The organism is Rhodococcus sp. 05-2254-6, assembly GCF_002258565.1.
Lineage (GTDB): Bacteria > Actinomycetota > Actinomycetes > Mycobacteriales > Mycobacteriaceae > Rhodococcoides.
Genome location: NZ_NOZF01000005.1, coordinates 1 through 18,631 on the forward strand (window position 1 = coordinate 1; position 18,631 = coordinate 18,631).

Genomic DNA, 18,631 nt, shown 5'->3' on the forward strand with positions numbered 1-18,631 from the left:
TACCGAACGGCGCGACGTCGGTGAAGCGGGCGAGGAGCATGCCCAGCAACGGAATTGCGAACAGAATCGACAGCGTCATCACCGCCAGGCGCACCGACAGCAACAGCTGCGCGCGAACCAGGCTACGAACCAGAGCGTCGCCGACCTCGGTCTGCTCCTGCACTTCGACGCGGGTGCGCACCATCCGTGCGCCGCGACGTTGCGAGAGCACCACCCGTTGTCGGTGCGCCTGGCGGTGATGACGCTGTCGATTCTGTTCGCAATTCCGTTGCTGGGCATGCTCCTCGCCCGCTTCACCGACGTCGCGCCGTTCGGTATCGGTCTGCCGTGGTTGGTGCTGGGGGTGGCGATCTATCCATTGCTGTTCGGTGTCGGCTGGGTGTACACGCGTCGAGCCGAACGCAACGAGCAGGACTTCACCGCCTTGACCGATGATTGACGACGCCGAGGGATCAGAGGGCGTTCAGTGTCATGTACGTGCCGAGGCCCAACAGGATCACGGCCAGAACGAGGCCACTGTGCGCGATGAATCCGTCGACGATCGCGTTCAGTGGCCGGCGAGCACGGCCGCGGAAGACGAGCAACGCGAGTGCGGGTGCCGCGACGCCGAGGCTGGACACCACCACGAACACCACGAGAGCCGCCGCTTGGACGGCCACGGCCGAGGACGCGTCCACGATCACCGCCACGGCCGACAGTGCGATGACCACACTCTTCGGATTGACCGATCCGAGGAGGAACGCGGTCGCGAATGCCCTGCCACCGTCGAGGCGACGTGCTCTGTCCACCCATCCCGGTTCCTCGCGGGCCGGGCCGTGTCGTGCGCGTTCGATCAGTGTGCGGGCACCCAGGATCAGCAGAGCGACGCCGAGCGCGATTCTCAACCACCGCACCCAGGCGGACGAGTCCGAGGCCACCACCGCGGTGTCCACGACCACCAAGCCTGCCGTCGTGACGACCGTGACGCCGACCAGCCATCCGGCGGTGAACCGAGTGAGTACGGAACCGGTGTTGAGTGTGGCCAGGGCAGCAGCCATCGCCGTGGTGGGCAGGTGTGCGATCAGCGCCCCGGCCGCCAACGGGAGACACGCAGAGACGGCTGCCGTCACGGACATCAGGTGGCGCTCGTCCACTGCATCGGTAGATCGTCCCACTGCACGACCCGAGATGTCGTCGATTTCGCTACGGTCCGCGAAGTGCGCCGTTCCCGTGCAGGGCATGGCGAGAAGGGGCGGATTCGGTGAACGGGTCCATTCCGATCGCGACGGTGATCGCGCTGCTGGCGGCCGCCGTGGCCACCGTGGGCATCGGTATCTACGGAGTTCGGTTGGCACGCACCACCTCCGACTTCCTGGTTGCCTCGCGAAGCGTCGGTCCACGCTGGAACGCCGCCGCCATCAGTGGTGAATACCTCTCTGCTGCATCGTTCCTCGGGGTTGCGGGGCTCATCGCGAAGTACGGAGCCGATGCGCTGTGGTACCCGGTAGGGTTCACCGCCGGCTACCTGGGTCTGCTGCTGTTCGTCGCCGCACCGCTGCGTCGAAGCGGCGCGTACACGGTGCCCGATTTCGTCGAATTCCGGCTCGGCGCACCATGGTTGCGCACCGTGGCGATGCTCGTGGTCGTGGTCATCTGCGCGCTGTACCTGGTGCCGCAGTTCCAAGGCGCAGGCCTGACGCTGAACATTCTGTTGGGGGTGCCGGGGTGGGTCGGGGCCCTGGCGGTGGGACTCATCGTCATCGCGAACGTCGTCGGCGGTGGCATGCGTTCGATCACCTTCGTCCAGGCCTTCCAGTACTGGCTCAAACTGACCGCGATCGCCATCCCGGCACTGGTGCTGGCCGTGCACTTCTTCGCCGACGACCGTAGCGTCGGCAGCCCCGCCCCGCCGACCGTGTCCGAGCAGACCGTCGTCGACATCACCACCGACGTTCTCGTGCAGGTCGATTCGCCGATCGTCGTGTCGGTGGTGGGAACCCTCGACGACGAGAGCGTCGACGGGCGAGTGCTACTGGACGCAGGTGAACACCGGTTGGGCTCGGGCACGTTGCTGACGCTCGACGCCGGATCGCCTGTTCCCGTCGTCGCAGGCGCGCCGACCACCGACCGAGCGTGGGCGATGCCCGGCGGGGGACTGGGCGGAGCGCATCCCCTCTATCAGGTCTACTCGCTGATTCTGGCCACGTTCCTCGGAACCCTCGGCCTGCCGCACGTGCTGGTGCGGTTCTACACCAACCCGGACGGCCGAGCGGCGCGGTTGACCTCGCTCACCGTTCTGGCGTTGCTCGGCATGTTCTACCTGTTCCCGACGGTGCTCGGCGTCTTCGCCCGGCTGTACGTGCCGCAACTGCTGATCACCGGAGCATCCGACGCCGCAGTGCTGCTGCTGCCCGGCTCGGTGCTGTCCGGAATACCGGGCCAACTGCTGGCCGCGCTGGTGGCCGCCGGTGCCATCGCGGCCTTCCTGTCGACCTCATCCGGTCTGCTGGTCAGCATCGCCGGGGTGCTCAGTACCGACGTCCTCTCGGGCAAGGTCCGAGACTTCCGCGTCGCCGCGATTCTCGCCGGCGCCGTTCCGTTGGCGCTGTCGATCGGCGTTGTCTCCCTGGACCTCTCGCGCACCGTCGGGCTCGTCTTCGCCGTCGCCGCATCCACCCTGTGCCCCCTGCTGGTACTGGGCATCTGGTGGCGCGGACTCACCGCGGCGGGAGCGGCAGCCGGACTGTTCCTCGGCGGCGGCATCTCCCTCGTCGCTGCGTCGATCTCCGTCGTCACCCCCATCTCCGACGGCGTCCTCGGCGGCTGGGCAGCAGCGATTCTCGGCTACCCCGCCGCCGTCAGCGTGCCCGTCGCCTTCGCCGCGATGATCGCCGTCAGCCTCGCCACCCGAAAAACCGTCCCGCCCGACATCTCCCGCATCTTCGCGCGACTGCACCTGCCCGAAGGCCTCGACATGGGCAAAGATCGCGAGCGCGAGCTCTGAGGCACTGAGTCGTTCCGCAGGCTCCACTCCCTCACTGGGTCATTCCGCAGGCTCCACTCCCGCCGCCGCTCAACTGCCATTCTCGACCGCTTGTCGCACACTCCCGCTTCCCATCGTGTGATCGACACCACCTCCTGATTTTGTGACCTGACTCTCATTACTGTTCCGAGTCAGCTACAGCTCACATCTACTTCAGGAGTCCAAGGTGACCGCACCGGAAACCAATTCGCCACCGGACGCGCAAGCGTTCGTCGACATGCAGGCCAGTCCAGAGTTCCAGGAACTTCGGCGTCGTCTGCGTAGCTTCGTGTTCCCGATGGCCGGGTTCTTCCTGGTCTGGTACGTCATCTACGTGCTGCTGAGCACCTACGCGGTGGACTTCATGTCGACCAAGGTGTGGGGCAACATCAACGTCGGGCTGCTGCTCGGCCTCGGCCAGTTCGTCACGACGTTCGCCATCACGGGCATCTACGTGAAATTCGCCAACCGTGAACTCGATCCTCGCGCCGCAGCCCTGCGCGCCGAGATGGAAGCCTCCCAGGGAGCGAAAAGCTGATGAACATCCTTGCCCAGGCCACCGACACCACCGTCGGTGAACCGCTCGTCAACATCGCGATTTTCGGTGCGTTCGTACTCGTGACGATGTTCGTGGTCATCCGCGCATCGAAGAAGAATGCGACCTCCGCGGAGTTCTTCACCGCAGGCGGCGGATTCTCCGGACCGCAGAACGGCGTCGCGATCGCCGGTGACTACCTCTCTGCAGCAAGCTTTCTCGGCATTGCCGGTGCCATCGCCGTCTACGGTTACGACGGCTTCCTGTACTCCATCGGCTTCCTCGTCGCCTGGCTCGTCGCGCTGCTCCTCGTCGCCGAATTGCTCAGGAACACCGGCAAATTCACGATGGCGGACGTACTGAGCTTCCGGCTCAAGCAGGGCCCGGTTCGCACCGCGGCCGCGCTGTCGACCCTGACCGTCTCGCTGTTCTACCTGCTCGCGCAGATGGCCGGTGCCGGCGGACTCGTCGCACTGCTGCTCGACATCTCCGACCGCACCGGACAGTCCATTGTCATCGCCATCGTCGGCGTGCTGATGATCGCGTACGTGCTCATCGGCGGAATGAAGGGCACCACCTGGGTGCAGATCATCAAGGCCGTCCTGCTCATCACCGGCGCAGCGTTCATGACCGTCCTCGTTCTCGCGAAGTTCGGCATGAACTTCTCCGAACTGCTCGGCAGCGCGCAGGCCATGGTGGCCGGATCGGCCAACGAGGCCGTGGCTGCACGTGACGTCATCGAGCCCGGCGCTCAGTACGGCGGCAGTGCCACCTCGAAGATCAACTTCCTCTCGCTCGGTCTTGCACTCGTGCTCGGTACCGCGGGTCTGCCGCACGTGCTGATGCGCTTCTACACCGTGCCCACCGCCAAGGAAGCTCGCCGCAGCGTCGTGTGGGCCATCGCGCTCATCGGTGCGTTCTACCTGTTCACCCTCGTGCTCGGCTACGGAGCCGCAGCGATCGTCGGACCGGACCGCATCCTGGCTTCGGCCGGCGGCCAGAACTCCGCGGCTCCGCTGTTGGCCTTCGAGCTCGGCGGCGTGATCCTGCTCGGCATCATCTCGGCGGTCGCATTCGCGACGATCCTCGCCGTGGTCGCCGGCTTGACGATCACCGCCTCGGCGTCGTTCGCTCACGACATCTATGCGAGCGTCATCAAGAAGGGCAAGGTCGACGACAAGAAGCAGGTCAAGGTCTCGCGGATCACCGCCGTCGTCATCGGCGTCCTGGCCATCGGCCTCGGCATCCTCGCCAACGGGCAGAACATCGCCTTCCTGGTGGCACTCGCGTTCGCCGTTGCTGCGGCCGCGAACCTGCCGACCATCCTGTACTCGCTGTTCTGGCGTCGCTTCACCACCACCGGCGCACTGTTCAGCATGTACGGCGGCCTGATCTCGACGATCGTGCTGATCATCTTCTCCCCGGCCGTCTCCGGATCGCCGACGTCGATGGTCCCCGGCTCGGACTTCGCCTGGTTCCCGCTCTCCAACCCCGGCATCGTCTCGATCCCGTTGGCATTCATCCTCGGCATCGTCGGAACTCTGATCTCGAAGGACACCGAGAACACCGACAAGCAGGCCGAGATGGAGGTTCGCTCCCTCACCGGTATCGGTGCGGAGAAGGCCAGCGCTCACTAGTCGATAGCAGGTCCCCCCGAAAATGTCCGTGTGAGCAAGGCCTCACACGGACATTTTTCGTGCAGCGGTTACCATCCCTGCTGTGGCCAAGCTGAAGGTTTCCCTCGACGTCCCACTCACCCCCGAGCAGACGTGGGCGCACGCGTCCGATCTGTCCGGATACGAGCAGTGGCTCTCCATCCACGAAGCGTGGCGCGGTGAGCTGCCCGAGCAACTGGCCGTGGGCACCACCTTGGATTCCGTCGCCAGCGTGAAGGGCATGCGCAACCGGGTGTCCTGGAAGATCGAGTCCTACGATCCGCCCAAGAAGCTCGAGCTCAAGGGCAACGGTAAGGGCGGCGTCAAGATCGGCCTGAACCTGTCCGTGAAATCCAAGGGTGAAGGCTCCGAGATCACCATCGACGTCAACCTCGGCGGCGCGCCGCTGTTCGGTCCGATCGGGTCCGGCGTCGCACGCGCCCTCAAGGGCGACATCGAGAACTCGCTGAAGACGTTCGTCAAGATCTACGCCTGACGCGGCAGGGGTGGAGCCTGTGGAACGACCAGTGAAGTAGGAGCCGTCCATGCCCGGTAGACACAGTGCCCCGTCGTCCGCGACGAGCAGCAGAGGATTCGCCAAGTACGGCGTCGTGGCCGTGGCCCTGTTTCTCGTGGTGGGCGGCGGAGTGGTCGTCGCGCAGAAGGCATTCGGTTCCGAATGCGGCGATCCCGCGTCCTACTCTCTGGCCGCGGACCCTGCCATCGCGCCGGTGCTGCAGAAGATCGTCGACGAGACGTCCGCGGAAAGCCTCGGTTGCGCTCGGATCGAGGTCACCGCAACCGAATCCGGCCAGGTCTCGGCTGCGGTCGCCAAGGGCGACGACGTTCCCTCTCTCTGGATTCCGGATTCCTCGCTGTGGATCGGCAAGACCGTGCGGTCCACTGCGTCGCTGATCGACCTGGCGAGTCAGTCGGTGGCCGGCACCCCGGCTGTGCTCGCGGCCCGCAAGGACGAGGTGCCGTTCTTCGACACCTGGCTCACCGCGTTGAAGCTCGAAGGTCTGCGCATCGGCAACCCGCTGACCAACACCACATCCGATGCGGCCATCCTGGGCGCGGTGGCCGAGGCCGGATCGGACGAGACCGCCCTGGACTCGGTCGGAGCGGCGCTCGTCCCCATCGCTCAGGCCCAGGCCGCCACTCGCGGTGAGGCCGATCCGACGGTACGGCTGGACGATCTGGTTGCCGACGGCGGTGTCGCAGTGGTCTCCGAGCAGGCCTTCCTGGCCTACCAGCAGGACAACAACGTCGAACTGGGCGCGACGGTGCCGCCGACGGGCAGCATCTTCCTCAACTTTCCGCTGGCCGTGACCGAGCCCGCAGGGGATCGACACGAGACCGCGAAATCCGTCGGGACGGCACTGGCCACGGCCATCGAATCCGAACAGGGGCAGCGGGCTCTGTCCGATGCGGGGTTCCGCTCCGCGGACAACGCACCCCTCGATTCCGATCGCGGGATCGGTGACGTGACGCCTCTGACGATCGCCGACCAGCAGGCCGCCGAGTCGACGCTGCGCCAGTACCAGGTGTTGGCGCTGCCGTCGCGGACTCTGGTGATGGAGGACGTCTCCGGATCGATGAACTACAGCGCGGGGGCCGACTCACGTATCGCATTGACGGTGCAGGCCAGCGAAACCGGAAATCGACTGTTCCCCGACAACGCGTCGATGGGGTTGTGGGCATTCTCGATCGGACTCGGCGGCGAATCGCAGGACTACCGTGAGCTCGCACCGATCCGGCGAATGGACGAAAAAGTCGGCAACACCACGCAGCGTGAGGTGCTGCTGCAGCAGACTCGAACGCTTCCGGCCCTGGTCGGAGGTGGTACCGGTCTCTACGACACCACGTTGGCAGCGTTCCGCACGGTGCAGCAGGGCTACGATCCCGACGCGGTCAACAGCGTCATCATCCTCACCGACGGCACCAACGAGGACCCCGACAGCATCGCGCTCGACGTGCTGCTGTCCACTCTGCGCGCCGAGCAGGACCCGTCCAGGCCGGTCGTCATCGTCACCATCGGCATCACCGACGACGCCGATGCTGGTGTGCTGCAACAGATTTCGGCAGCAACGGGTGGTACGAGCTTCGTTGCTCGAAATCCCGCGGAGATCCCGAACGTTTTCGTCAATGCGCTGAGAAGTCGCTCCGGTCGCTGAGAAGGCTACTATGCTGTGCGTCGCGTCACTTCTGAGGGCGCGTGCGCTTGCACTCGTCCTGTGAGTGCAGCGGGGGGCGAGCAGGGGGTTGCATCGATGTCGGGACGTCACAGCGGTAGTGCGCGGCGGTTCGGTTCGGCCGCGATCTGGTCGGTGCTTGCGCTGGTGGCAGTCGTCGTCGTGGTCGGTGGTTGGTTCGGCGTTCAGGCCGTCCGCGCGTCCGGTGTTGATTCCTGCGATTTCGTCGACACCGTCTCGCTCGCCGTGGACACCTCCATCGCCGAGCCCGTCGAGCAGATTCTCGCGCAGGCCACCGAGTTCGATCGTGGTTGCGTGAACTTCGAGGTTCGCCCCGAACGTCCCGCCGACACCGCCACCGAGATCGCCGGAACCGAAAATCGCCCGGACCTGTGGATACCGGATTCGACGCTGTGGCTGCTCAAGACTCTTCGCTCGACCGGTGCGCTTCCCGAGCTGGCCAAGGCCTCCGTCGCGAACACGCTGCCGGTCCTGGTCTCGAAGTCCGATGCCGCGCCGGTGACCGATACCTGGCTCAGCGTGCTCCAGCTTCCCGGGCAACGCATCGGTGATCCCCTGACCAGCAGCGCCTCGAATGCCGCGATCCTCGGTGCGCTGGCCGAATCCGAGGTGGCAATCTCCGACGCCAAGGCCGTGTCGGCGGCCCTGGTCCCGATGGCTCAGGACTTCGGACGAATCGCGGACACTCCACACGACACCCCGGATCTGGTGGCCCAGGTGGCCGCCGAGGGTGGCACCAGCGTGGCGACCGAGCAGGCACTGCTTGCGTACGAGGCCGACAATCCGGGATCGGGACTGACCGAGTCGGTTCCGCCGACCGGCAGCTATTTCCTCAACTACCCGCTGGCCGTGACCGCGCCTGCCGGCCCCGAATACGACCGCGTCAAGCAGGCCGGAGCCGCACTGGGCTCGGTTCTCGCCACCGCGTCTGCCGCCGAGACCTTGGTCGCAGCCGGCTTCCGAACATCGAGTGGCACACCACTTCCCGACGGCCGAGGCGTCGGGTCCGTTGCGTCGCTCGAGATCAAGAACCCGCTGTCCATCGAGACGACGCTGCGGGACTGGGCCGTACTCGCACTGCCGTTGCGCACCCTCGTCGTCGAGGACGTGTCGGGTTCGATGGCCGCGAAATCGGGCGACTCCACCCGCATCGCGCTGACCGTGGACGCGTCGGTAGGTGCCAACTCGCTCTTCAGCGATCAGACGCAGATGGGGTTGTGGGCGTTCTCGATCGGGCTCGGTGGTGGCAAGCAGGACCACCGTGAGCTGGTGCCGATGGGTAAGGCCGACGGTACGTTCAACGGAAAATCGCAGCGCGACGCCATTCTCGATTCGATCCGGGGGCTCCCGGCTCTCGTCGGCGGCGGAACGGGGCTCTACGACACCACGTTGGCTGCATTCCGGCGGGTCAAGGAGGGATACGACCCCGACTACGTCAACAGTGTCATCATCCTGACCGACGGTGCCAACGAGGACGAGGGCAGTATCTCCCTCGACGAGCTGCTGGCGTCGCTGCAGAAGGAGCAGGATCCGGTGCGACCCATCGTGATCATCACAGTCGGTGTCACCAGTGATGCAGATCCGGTTGCACTGCAGCAGATCTCGGCTGCGACCGGCGGAACGAGTTATGTCGCCGAGGATCCGCGAGACATCCCGAACGTGTTCGTCAAGGCCTTGAACTCGCGCACCGAACGTCTCGCGGGGGAGTAGGTCAGCCCAACAGGAAGCTGATCGCGATGGCTGCGGCGCACGCCAGAGTCACCACGGTCAGCGTCACCGCGTCGGAGGCCTTGAACCGGGCGTCGGTGGCGGTGATCATTCCGGTTCCGCCGCGGGCGGTGATGGCCCCACCCATTTCGTCGGCCCGCCTGATCGCCACCGACATCACCGTCGTGACGATGTCGACCAGAGAATTGTCCGACGCGCTGTTGACGACCGGCTTGGGGCGAAGGCGTCGGGCAGCATTGAGGGTGCGCATCTCTTCGATCAGCAGCGGAAGCGACCGCAGGCTCAGGGCCACGGCGATGGCCCACTCGTCGACCGGCAACTTCAGCTTCTTCAGCGGCGCGCCCAGTTTGGAGACCGCAGGGGCGATGTCGCTCATCGACGTGGTCCAGCCGATCATCATCGATGCGCCGAGCAGGACGAAGATGAACAGCGTCGCGCGCAGATACACCAGCACTGCCGCGCCGCCGATCGGCAGATTGATGAGAGCTCCGACGCCGAACAGTGCCCAGATCCACCACGGTGGACGCGGCACCGCGGTGATCGGGACATGAGCGATGATCGCGGCGATGACCAACAGCGCGAACACTATTCCGAGGGCAGGCCACGTCGGTGCCACCACGAGAGTGATGCTCAGCAGCAGCACGGCGACGAGTTTGGTGCCGGCCCACAGGCGGTGGATCGGTGAGAATCGCGGGACCTGACGCAAGACGACGGTGGTCACGAGTGCACGCTCCCCAGGATCGAATCGGAGACGATGTGGCCGTCGGCCATCGTGATGGTGCGACTGCAGACGGTGTCCATACCGTCCACGTCGTGCGAGATGACGACGATGGCAACGCCGCGATCGCGCAGTCCGGCGAGAACGCCGATGATGTCGTCGCGGCCGGGAGGGTCGAGCCCGGCCAGGGGTTCGTCGAGAACCAGTAGCCGAGGACGACGCGCGATCAGCCCGGCGAGCACCACGCGTCGCATCTGACCGCCGCTGAGCGAATCGATGTCGCGAGCCGCCAACGACCTGTCCAGGCCGACGGCATCCATCGCGGCCGACACTGTGGCAGAACCTGTTTCGGGACCGGCAGCGGCAGCGATGTCCTCGGAGACGGTGCGCCGCTGCAGCTGCAGGCGCGAGTGCTGAAAGGCGAGTCCGACATCGCCGACACGTGAGGTCATCGCCTTGCCGCCGAGCTCGGCGGTGCCTCTGGTCGGGCCGGTGAGGCCGGCCATGATCCAGGCGAGAGTGGACTTGCCCGAACCGTTCCCACCGAGAACGAGCACACCCTCACCGCGTTTGACAGTGATGTCGATGCCGTTCAGTGCTACCTGCGCCCACGGTGTGCGCCGGTTGTACGTGTGCGCGACGCCGCTCAGTTCCAGAAGACGTTCGCTCGAATTGTCGTGCAGCGCAGCGGGGTTCTCCGTCCGAGCGTGCATCCACGTCGAGTCGTGCTGCACCTGATAACCCTCGTGCAGATGTACGACGCGATCTGCGGCGACGGTTTCCGAGACGTGGTGGGTGACGAGCACGACCGACATCGCGTGCCTGCGGGGTAATTCGGCGAGGAGCGAGACCAGATGTTCGCGCCCTGAGGCGTCGATCATGGCGGTTGCCTCATCGGCGATGAGCAGGGCAGGACGGCGAGCAAGTGCTGCGGCGACCGCGAGTCGCTGCATTTCGCCGCCGGAGAGGGAGGCAGTGTCGCGCGCTCCCCTACCGCCGAGCCCGACCTCGTCGAGCAAGGCCTCCACGTCGGGACGTGAATCGCCGGGCGGTAGTCCCCACACCACGTCGTCGGCGACGCGGGTGCCGAGGATCTGGCTTTCGGGGCGCTGCAGCACCACCGCGGTGCCGCCGTACCGTCCGAGACCGGTCGAGCCGGGCCTGTCCACTGTGCCCTCCGACGGTTCGAGGCCGGCGAGGATCCGCGTCAGCGTCGATTTGCCGGAACCGTTGTGGCCGACGATCGCCACGAATTCGCCGGTGTCGATGCGGAGGTCGACGCCGGTCAACGCGGACGTCGTGCTTCCCGGGTACCGGAACCCGACCGCGGTGAGTGTGACCGGCAGCGGCCCGATCTCGTCGTCGGTGCTGGAAGCCAGGGGCTCGGGGGTGGGGATGGTGGAGAGACGGTCCAGAATCGCGGTGAGGATGAGCCACGCGAACAACGTTCCGGTGACGATGCCGAAGGCGATCGACCCGCCGACCCACCACCACCAGTTGTCGAGCACGGTCGTGGAGCTGGTGCGGATCACGTCGGCCATGCCTTGCAGTGCCGACGTTCGCTCGAGCAGTCGAGAAATGCCCTCGAAGGTGTTGCGGAGAGTCTCGAGAAACAGCTCGCGCAACGGAACGAGGATCAGCAGCATCAGCACCGTCAACGCCCCGAGCACCGGGCCGACGACCATCGAGGTGACGAGAACGCCGAACAGTCCTTGCTTCCTGCGTTTCGCCCGCCCGACCAGGCCGCCCAGTAGGGCGGCGCTGGCGACGGTGATGGCCGTCTGGGTTCCGGCCGCGACGAAACCGACCAGGGTGCCGGCCACCGCGGAGGTGACCAGTGCGCGGGTCCGATACCGAAGTGCGACCACCGACATGGGAATCGCCGCGACGACCTGAAGGATCGCCGCCATCGGTACCAGCACACCGATCACCGTCAACGCGACGGTGAAGCTGCTCATGACGGCAGCGGTCGCCATTTCCTGCGGACCGAGAGGGCCGGACTTGGGCGTGCGCACGGGCTGGGTCAGCGGCTGCGCTGGCTCGTGGCGGGGCCTGCTGCACGACGGCTGTGGCCGCCACCACCGCTACGCGGCTGACCACCATTGCGGGGCTGACCACCACTGCGTGGCTGTCCACCGGAGCGCGGCTGCCCACCGGAGCGGGCCGGGCCGCCGCGTCGGGCGTTGTTGCTGTTGCGAGGGTTCGCGGCGCGAACTTCCGGCTCGGCCTTCGGCATCGGCTGGACGTAGCGAGCCTGCTCGCCGACGAGGTTCGCCACTGCGGGCGAGTCGGCGGTGACGCGGACCGGGGTGACCTTGATATCGGCCTTGCGCAGCAGAACTGCGGTGTCCTTGCGCTGCTCGGGCAGGACGACGGTCACGACGTCTCCGGCGCTTCCCGCGCGTGCGGTGCGGCCGGAACGGTGCAGGTACGCCTTGTGCTCGGCCGGCGGGTCGACGTGGACGACGAGCTGGACGTCGTCGACGTGGACGCCGCGAGCTGCGACGTCGGTGGCGACGAGAACACGGGCCTGGCCGGAGGAGAACGCAGCGAGGTTGCGGTCACGGGCGGCCTGCGAGAGGTTGCCGTGCAGGTCGACGGACGGGATTCCGGCGTCGGTGAGCTGCTTGGCGAGCTTGCGGGCCTGGTGCTTGGTGCGCATGAACAGGATGCGGCGTCCGGTGCCGGAGGCGAGCTGGTGGACCAGCTTCTTCTTGGCTTCGACGCCGTCGACCTCGAACACGCTGTGCGTCATGGCCTCGACGTGTGAGGTGGCCTCGTCGACGGAGTGCGTGATCTGGTTGTGCAGGAATCGCTTGACCAGCTTGTCGACGCCGTTGTCCAGGGTCGCGGAGAACAGCATGCGCTGGCCCTTGTCCGGGGTGGCGGCGAGGATGCGGGTGACGACAGGCAGGAACCCGAGATCGGCCATGTGGTCTGCCTCGTCGAGGACGGTGATCTGAACGCCGTCGAGGGTGAGGTGGCGCTGCTTCATCAGGTCTTCGAGGCGACCGGGGCAGGCGACGACGATGTCGACTCCGCCCTTGAGCGCGGAGACCTGGCGGACCTGTGAGACACCACCGAAGATCGTGGTGACCTTCAGCGAGTACGCGGACGCGAGGGGTTCGATCGCGACGGCGATCTGGGTGGCGAGCTCACGCGTCGGCGCGAGGATCAGGCCACGGGGGCGGCCGGGCTTGCGGTTACCTGGAAGCTGGCCGGCGAGGCGAGCAACCATCGGGATCGAGAAGGCGAGTGTCTTGCCGCTGCCGGTCTTTCCGCGTCCGAGCACGTCGCGTCCCTGCAGTGTGTCGGGGAGTGTGTCGGCCTGGATGGGGAATGCCTCGGTCTTGCCCTGGCTCGCGAGTACATCCGCGATGGCCTGGGGTACGCCGAGTGCAGAAAAAGTCTGTGGGGTCGTCATAGTGATGAAAAGTGCCTTTCGGGCAGGGTGTTGCACCTGCGGGCCTTCGGGCCGAGATGCAAGGTGGCGAGACTGCCGGTGGGCAGTTTCGATCGCCGTAAGAGAAGCCTGTGCAGGGTGCACATGGAGGTTCGGGAGCATTCCACGACGTCTGGCGTGCAGCTACGCGCGCCGTTGACGAGTGTAACCGAGTCGGTGCTCGGTATCTTCCCGCCGCAACCCGTCATGCGGCGTCGTCGTCGAAGAGACCGGTGACCATCACGTTCTCGATCGTCGAGCTGTACAGCTCGACCACCGGCATCGGCGGCGCACTCGAGTCATAGCTGTGCCCGGTGGGTGAGATGAGCCGGTAGCGGTGTCGCGCGTTGCGTTTGTCTCGCCATGCTTCGGCTGTCCAGCCCTCACCTTCTTTGGCGTAATTGCATGCGGCACAAAGGCCTGCGCCGTTCTCGGCACTCGTTCTGCCGCCTGCTGAATGAGGTCTGATGTGATCGTGGTGACGGATCGGTGCGTCGCACCACGGGGTTCGGCAGGTGCGATCGCGGAGATCTATCAGGCGTCCCAGCGCGGTGGGAAATGCGCGCGAAGTGGACTCCACTGCCGTCAGCGCACCGGACGTCGGGTGCGCGTAGAGGCGGCGTAATGCGACGTGCGTCTCACTGTCGAGTGTGTCTCGGATCAGTTGCCGTGCGACATCGGACGGAATGTCGCCGTAGCCGTGCATGTAGGCGGACGTGTCACCGCCGGCGAGGAGGGTGGAATCCGAGATGACGATGTCGACGGTCACTGGCGGTCCCTGTGCTGCTGATGCCCCGGTGACCCGCTCGAATACGAGGTCGGCCATGATCTGATCGCGGGTGCGTGTGTCACCGCCGGAGTTGATGATGGTGTCGGCATCTCGTCGCAGCGTCGCCCACATGCAGACCATCTTTTCCATCGAGGTGAGGACCGTGAAGAAGCCCATCGATTCGGGTGCGGGACGGGTGCTGGTGCGCCTGGCTGCGTAGGCCTTGGCGCGTCGTTTCACCTGGGAGGCGGCGTCGAGTTCGTTGGCGAGTGCGCGGGCGCGGCCTTCGATGGTGCGGTCGCCGGCACCGGCCAGTGTGGCGGGGTCTGCGCACAGTCGTTCGTCGATGGTGCGGCGGTCGTCGACGGTGAGCCATGCGGTTTCGCGAGCGAGGATCATGGCGCGCCACTCGTTGAGCTCCCCGGCTTTCAGTCGCGCGAGGGTGTGCGGCATTTCGTGCACCAGCGCGCGAGCGAGACCGAGGTGAGTGCCCCCACGGTTCGGTGATTCGCGCCGAGCCAGTCCGATCTGTGACGCAATACCATTGCGCCACTGGGCTTTCGGCTTGCCATGCTCTCTGCGTTCGTTGCTGATGGCTGTCGCGACGGCGTCGGTCACCACGGCTTGCGTTGCCACGCTGGCGCACTTGACGGTCTCGAGGGCGGAGATCAAATCGATGCCGGCTGCTGCGTCGGCGTCGAACTCCGATGACTGAAGACGCGCGACGAAGCGCAGCACTTCATCGGACGTGAGTGGTGAATCTTGTACAGCTGTGACCACGAGTTCCTCCCCAGTACTCGAATGCATGTTCGATAGTACGGAGAGTTTCCTGGCCGCGCAATAGTTGCCAGCAATTGGGGAGGGTGGAGCGCGAAGTCGACTCGTGGTGCCCTCGGCAGGATTCGAACCTGCGACCTACCCTTTAGGAGAGGGTTGCTCTATCCCCTGAGCTACGAAGGCTGGTGATCGTTCTGCTGATCCGAAGCCATTGTCCAGCAACGGCTTTCGATCCATCGAACAATCGGTTGCGGATGGGTCTGCCGCCGCACTGCACAGCTGGCCCACATCGCGCTCGCTAGTCTAGCGGCCCATGGTGTCGATCGTGAAGCAGGTTGCCGCTGCTCCTCCCTGTCCCGGTCGGCGATGCGATCAAGTTCAGGGCGGTGCGGTGCTGGTGAGCGGAGTAATCGGCAGCCGATTCGATGCCGACGAAGCACCGAATGTCGCGGGCGAAGGCGTCGACCATCCTCGTGCGAACGCGCGCGCATTCGCCAAACGCGCGCAGAGTCGCCGGCCACTGGCTGTCTATTCCGCTCGCACCTGACAAACGCGAGCGCATTTGCGGACGCTGAGGACCAGCCCGCCCACCATCTAATCCGCCGCGATAGCGTCCACGATGCTCAGTCGAGAGGCGTGCACGGCAGGTGGAGCCGAACCCAACAGCGACAGGCCGAGGGCAACGAGTCCGTACAGCAGCACCGACCAGCTCGCGGTGTAGGCGACCGGAATTCCGATGCTGGCTCCGAGGATCAGGGTGCTCAGGTATTGCAGACCCGCACCGATGATCAGGCCGAGCACACCACCGACGACGCCGACCGAGAGTGCCTCGGCGAGCACCATTCGCGCCAGGGTTCCGCGGCCACCGCCCATGGCGCGCAGTACGCCGAGTTCACGTCGACGCTCGAGTACCGACAGTGTCAACGTGTTGAGCAACGCGACCGCAGCGACGAGCGCGACGATCCACTGCAACGCGATGGCCAGTGCCCCGGACTGCCGGATAGCAGCGCTCGTTCCCTCGAGTGCGGCGTCGCCGGTGTAGACGAAAGCCTCGGGTGGGAGCGCCGCGCGCAGTGAATCCTGGACTGCCGCAACGTCTCCGTCGACGCTGATCTCGAGGTAGGTAGCCCCGGGCCGGTCGTACCAACGCTGCATCGAATCCAGCGAGATCGCCATCGTCCCGCCGGCGGCGTTGATGTATTCGACCAGGTCGAGCACCCGCACGGTCTGCACCCCGGTCGGCGTCGGCAGATCGATGGAGTCACCCACCGAGACACCGAGGGTTCTGCCGAACCCCTCTGACAGCACCACACCGTCACCGGCGAGCACCGCCGCGCGCACGTCGTCGGAGAGCGATGCGAGCGTCACCGCGTTGCTACCGTCGGCGACGCCCTGGATGGATACCGTTTCGCCGTCGATCGTCGCGTATGCCCACTGTCCCTCGACGATGCGAGAGACCCCCGGCGTCGCCCGGACAGCGTCTTCCACCTCGGCGGGAACGATCGGGCCCGACGGTATGGCGTCGGGTGAGGTCATCGACACGTACAGGTCGGTGTTCGCCAAGGACGACAACGATTCGCCTGCCGAGTCGGTCATGTTGGTCAGCGAACCAGACACTCCCACACTGACTCCCACGGCGATCACGATCGTCATCACGGTTGCCCAGATACGCCGCGGGGCGCGTTCGATGGTGGCGGTCGCGAGGCGTCCGGCACCACCCCAGCGGCGGGGGACCGCTGCGGTCACGGACACGATCGGACCGGTCGCACCGACGCACAGCGCGACGACGCCGAACATGAACAGGGCACCGGCTCCGAGGGTCAACTGCCCGTCGACGTTGACGGCGAAGAGGAAGGATCCGGCGACGGCGAACACGCCGAACACGGTCGCGGCCAGGGTGAAGCGCAGACCGGGGCCACCCGAGGTCTCTCCGCCGCCGACTGCGAGCGCTTCGATCGGCGAGATGCGATACACCTGCACGGCGGCGACGGCCGAGGCCCCGACGCAGGCCAGCACGCACGCGACGATCGCCACCGGTATCGCGAAGCCGGGCAGCACGTATTCGATTCGCGCATCGAAGGCTCGCGAGAGGAACGGTGGCAGACTTTCGATTGCAATGCGGCCCATCACGATTCCCAGCGGAACTCCGACGGCACCGCCGACGAGACCGACCAGAACGGACTCGAAAAGCAGGTCGCGGACGATGTCGCCGCGGCGGCCGCCGACTGCCCGGAGCAGAGAGATGGTGGGTCGACGCTTCGCGATGGCCATGTTCATGACGTTGAAGACGAGGAACGCCGCGACGACGAACGCGATGAGCGAGACCATCAGTGTCGCATTGCGAGTCAGGCTCATCGCCTGGTTCGCGCGGTCGGCCCGGAAGTCCGGATCCATCACCGACACCCGGCCGGCCAACGCGGTATCGAGGTCGGTGCGCAGAGAGTCGCCACTGCCGAGGACGAAGATCGAATCGAGCTGATCGGGGCGGTCGGTGAGCGCCTGAGCCGTCGGGACGAGCGCGACGGCGAAGATGCCCCCGCCGATGCGCTGCGTCCCGGGGCCGTCGACCACGCCGACCACCGCGGTCGGAACATCGTCGATGATGACGGTGTCGCCTTGCGTCAGACCCGTTGCGGCTCCGACCAACACCCCGTCCGGATCGGTGAGCAATCCTGACGCGTTTCCGACGGCACCTTCCAGATCGGATTGCAGTGCCGTGATGGATGAGTCGACACCGAGAATCGTCAGGTCTCCGACATCGGACCGAACAGTGCTGCGCAACAGTGGAACCGCTGTCTCGACGCCGGGAACAGCACGTACGGCGTCGAGTTCGCTCTGATCGAAACCGGAGTCGGTGACACCCACGATCTCGTAGTTCGCGTTACCGGCGATCGACACGGCGAGCCGCTCGACGGAGCCGGTCAAGGAGCCGTACGTGCCGAGGACGGCGATGAGCAGCCCGGCCGCGACGGCGACGACACCGGCCGAGACCAGCGAACGCACCCAGTGCATGCGGAGATCGCGAAGGCTGATGACTCTGAATCTGCTGAGCGCGGTGCCTATCACCGATCGAGGCCGGCCGTCAGAGTGTCGGTCTCGACGCGACCGTCGATCATGCTGACGATGCGATCGGTGGACCGTGCTGCCTCGAGGTCATGGGTCGCCATCACCACTGCTCGACGCCCGTTGCTGGCGTGCGCCACGTCGGCGAGGATCTCGAGGACGTTGTGGGAGGTCTTCGAATCGAGATTGCCGGTCGGCTCGTCGGCGATCAGCAGCGCCGGATCCATCATCAACGCCCGGGCGATCGCGATGCGCTGGATCTGACCACCGGACAACTGTGCCGGCCGGTGCTCGGATCGGTTCGAGAGCCCGACCATCTCGAGCAGACGCATCGCGTCGGTCTTGGCCTTCTTGATGGGTGTGCCGTCGAGCAGCTTGGGCACTGCGACGTTCTCCCACGCGGACATCGTCGGCAGCAGGTTGAAGAACTGGAAGACGAACCCCACCTGGTGGCGTCGGAAATCGGATTGGGCGTTGTCGTCGAGGGTGGTGACCTCGACGTCGTCGAACCGGATGGAACCCGACGTCGGTGTGTCGAGAGCGCCGAGCATGTGCAGCAGCGTCGACTTTCCGGCACCGGACGGCGCGACGAGCGAGACGAACTGGCCACCCTCGATCGTGAGATCGATACCGTCCAACGCGCGTACCGGTTGCTCGCCGGTGGGGTACTCCTTGACCACACCGGACAGCTCGAGCTTCAAATTGGTCATGCAACGATCCCCTGCTC

14 protein-coding genes, 1 tRNA gene and 1 pseudogene are annotated in these 18,631 nt (G+C 66.0%); 7 read left to right on the forward strand and 9 right to left on the reverse strand.

Annotation, left to right across the window (positions count from 1 at the left end):
* A pseudogene (locus tag CH256_RS00275) lies at window positions 1-184 on the reverse strand (hypothetical protein); the annotation flags it as partial.
* Between the two features lie 39 nt (window positions 185-223).
* Between CH256_RS00275 and CH256_RS00280 the strand changes: the two are divergent.
* Window positions 224-439 (forward strand): hypothetical protein, encoded by a 216-nt coding sequence (locus CH256_RS00280; protein ID WP_218829116.1) that lies wholly within the window; start codon window positions 224-226, stop codon window positions 437-439.
* A 13-nt stretch (window positions 440-452) separates the two neighbouring features.
* Here CH256_RS00280 and CH256_RS00285 read toward each other — a convergent pair whose 3' ends face one another.
* A complete protein-coding gene (locus CH256_RS00285) occupies window positions 453-1,220 on the reverse strand; it encodes a GAP family protein (RefSeq protein WP_094668565.1) in 768 nt (255 codons plus the stop codon).
* A 20-nt stretch (window positions 1,221-1,240) separates the two neighbouring features.
* On the opposite strand from CH256_RS00285, the gene CH256_RS00290 reads away from it, so the two are divergent.
* The 6 genes from CH256_RS00290 to CH256_RS00315 all read left to right on the forward strand — a co-directional run bounded on the left by CH256_RS00290 (window position 1,241) and on the right by CH256_RS00315 (window position 9,117).
* A complete protein-coding gene (locus CH256_RS00290) occupies window positions 1,241-2,983 on the forward strand; it encodes a sodium/solute symporter (protein WP_068283549.1) in 1,743 nt (580 codons plus the stop codon).
* Between the two features lie 256 nt (window positions 2,984-3,239).
* On the forward strand, window positions 3,240-3,539 hold the full coding sequence (locus CH256_RS00295) for a DUF485 domain-containing protein (protein WP_032378306.1): 300 nt from the start codon (window positions 3,240-3,242) through the stop codon (window positions 3,537-3,539).
* Window positions 3,539-5,173, forward strand: a complete 1,635-nt coding sequence (locus tag CH256_RS00300; protein ID WP_176460550.1) for a solute symporter family protein — start codon at window positions 3,539-3,541, stop codon at window positions 5,171-5,173. The genes CH256_RS00295 and CH256_RS00300 overlap by 1 nt, the downstream gene beginning before the upstream one ends.
* Window positions 5,174-5,255: 82 nt before the next feature.
* Window positions 5,256-5,687 (forward strand): type II toxin-antitoxin system Rv0910 family toxin, encoded by a 432-nt coding sequence (locus CH256_RS00305; protein ID WP_068050069.1) that lies wholly within the window; start codon window positions 5,256-5,258, stop codon window positions 5,685-5,687.
* A 49-nt stretch (window positions 5,688-5,736) separates the two neighbouring features.
* Window positions 5,737-7,368, forward strand: coding sequence for a substrate-binding and VWA domain-containing protein (locus CH256_RS00310; RefSeq protein ID WP_094668566.1), 1,632 nt, complete (start codon window positions 5,737-5,739; stop codon window positions 7,366-7,368).
* A gap of 60 nt (window positions 7,369-7,428) precedes the next feature.
* Window positions 7,429-9,117: a substrate-binding and VWA domain-containing protein gene (locus tag CH256_RS00315; protein WP_256989310.1), complete on the forward strand. Its 1,689-nt coding sequence runs from the start codon at window positions 7,429-7,431 to the stop codon at window positions 9,115-9,117.
* 1 nt (window position 9,118) lies between these two features.
* Here the strand turns inward: CH256_RS00315 and CH256_RS00320 are convergent, their stop codons facing one another.
* The 7 genes from CH256_RS00320 to CH256_RS00355 form a co-directional block, all read right to left on the reverse strand.
* Entirely contained in the window at window positions 9,119-9,856 is a 738-nt protein-coding gene (locus CH256_RS00320) for an energy-coupling factor transporter transmembrane component T family protein (protein ID WP_094668567.1), read from the reverse strand.
* Window positions 9,853-11,868: a DUF2232 domain-containing protein gene (locus CH256_RS00325; protein ID WP_306438692.1), complete on the reverse strand. Its 2,016-nt coding sequence runs from the start codon at window positions 11,866-11,868 to the stop codon at window positions 9,853-9,855. The genes CH256_RS00320 and CH256_RS00325 overlap by 4 nt, the downstream gene beginning before the upstream one ends.
* An 8-nt stretch (window positions 11,869-11,876) precedes the next feature.
* Window positions 11,877-13,277, reverse strand: coding sequence for a DEAD/DEAH box helicase (locus CH256_RS00330; RefSeq protein ID WP_068050079.1), 1,401 nt, complete (start codon window positions 13,275-13,277; stop codon window positions 11,877-11,879).
* Window positions 13,278-13,500: 223 nt separating this feature from the next.
* Window positions 13,501-14,844 carry an HNH endonuclease gene (locus CH256_RS00335; protein ID WP_179271944.1) on the reverse strand — a complete coding sequence of 448 codons (1,344 nt, stop codon included), beginning with the start codon at window positions 14,842-14,844 and terminating at the stop codon, window positions 13,501-13,503.
* Between the two features lie 104 nt (window positions 14,845-14,948).
* A tRNA-Arg gene (locus CH256_RS00340) sits at window positions 14,949-15,024 on the reverse strand.
* A 411-nt stretch (window positions 15,025-15,435) separates the two neighbouring features.
* Window positions 15,436-17,853, reverse strand: coding sequence for an FtsX-like permease family protein (locus CH256_RS00350; RefSeq protein WP_143536489.1), 2,418 nt, complete (start codon window positions 17,851-17,853; stop codon window positions 15,436-15,438).
* Between the two features lie 50 nt (window positions 17,854-17,903).
* Complete coding sequence (locus tag CH256_RS00355; RefSeq protein WP_094668584.1) at window positions 17,904-18,605, reverse strand: ABC transporter ATP-binding protein; 702 nt, start codon at window positions 18,603-18,605, stop codon at window positions 17,904-17,906.
* Window positions 18,606-18,631 lie beyond the last annotated feature (26 nt).

Excerpts from the sequence above, each read along its gene's own strand:
- CH256_RS00285 (WP_094668565.1), bottom strand. The coding sequence starts at position 1,220 with ATGCCCTGCACGGGAACGGCGCACTTCGCGGACCGTAGCGAAATCGAC.
- CH256_RS00295 (WP_032378306.1), top strand. The coding sequence starts at position 3,240 with ATGCAGGCCAGTCCAGAGTTCCAGGAACTTCGGCGTCGTCTGCGTAGC.
- CH256_RS00300 (WP_176460550.1), top strand. The coding sequence starts at position 3,539 with ATGAACATCCTTGCCCAGGCCACCGACACCACCGTCGGTGAACCGCTC.
- CH256_RS00310 (WP_094668566.1), top strand. The coding sequence starts at position 5,737 with ATGCCCGGTAGACACAGTGCCCCGTCGTCCGCGACGAGCAGCAGAGGA.
- CH256_RS00330 (WP_068050079.1), bottom strand. The coding sequence starts at position 13,277 with ATGACGACCCCACAGACTTTTTCTGCACTCGGCGTACCCCAGGCCATC.
- CH256_RS00350 (WP_143536489.1), bottom strand. The coding sequence starts at position 17,853 with ATGCACTGGGTGCGTTCGCTGGTCTCGGCCGGTGTCGTCGCCGTCGCG.